The organism is Roseateles sp. P5_B10 (assembly GCF_056400485.1).
Genome location: NZ_JBFULE010001331.1, coordinates 1 through 925, shown reverse-complemented (window position 1 = coordinate 925; position 925 = coordinate 1). Strand labels below are relative to the sequence as shown.

At 66.9% G+C, this 925-nt stretch carries 1 protein-coding gene; it reads left to right on the top strand.

What is annotated here, in order from left to right; genetic code table 11:
• Nucleotides 1-130: 130 nt before the first annotated feature.
• Nucleotides 131-868, top strand: a complete 738-nt coding sequence (locus AC1DU6_RS33110; RefSeq protein ID WP_457326509.1) for a glutathione S-transferase family protein — start codon at nt 131-133, stop codon at nt 866-868.
• Nucleotides 869-925: the final 57 nt, after the last annotated feature.

Sequence of the window (925 nt, the reverse complement as noted above, 5' to 3'; positions counted from 1 at the left end):
GGTATGGACCTGGTAGGCGGGGTACATGGTTGCTCCTGCAAGGCCGGTGATGCCAGGAGCGACGCAAGGAGCGCGCCAGCATGGCATGGGCCTTGCGTCGATGGGGTGCCCAGACCGAGAAGGAGACGCCATGCCCGTTGCCACGCCGACCCGCCCCGCCGCCAAGGCGGCGAAAACCGCTCCAGCGCCGGCGCGCAAATCCAAGGCCGCGACATCCGCGGCCACGCTGACGCTGAGCAGCAAGAACTACTCCTCGTGGTCGCTGCGCGGCTGGCTGCTGACGCGCTTCGCCGGCCTGGCCTTCGAGGAGATCATGGTCTCRCCCGACGACGAGGATGCGCGCAAGGAACTGCTGCTGCTGGCGCCGTCCATCCGCGTGCCCTGCCTGCGGCATGACGGCGTGACGGTCTGGAACAACATGGCCATTGCCGAATATCTGAACGAGCTTTTTCCCAAAGCCGGCCTGTGGCCCGCGGACCGCGTCGCGCGGGCCCATGCGCGGGCCATCTGCGGCGAGATGAACTCCGGCTTTGCCAATTTGCGCGCGTCGCTGCCCATGAACCTCAAGGGCCACTTTCCGCGCCACAAGATCTGGGCCGGGGCCAAGCCCGACATTGAGCGCATCACCGAGATCTGGACCGACTGCCTGGCGCGCTACGGCGGCCCCTATCTGTTTGGTGCCAAGCGCGGTGCGGCCGACGCCTTCTTTGCGCCGGTCGTCACGCGCTTCATGACCTATGACGTGCCGTTGAATCCCGCCTGCATGGCCTATTGCAAGGCCATCAGCGCCATGCCGGAGCTCAAGGAGTGGACGGCCGCGGCCCGGCTGGAGCCGGACGAGATCGAGCAGCTCGACATGGATTTCTAGGGCCAGGTCGAAGGCGCCGGCACTTCACAAGGCGCCGGCGCGTCCACCGTCTTGAAG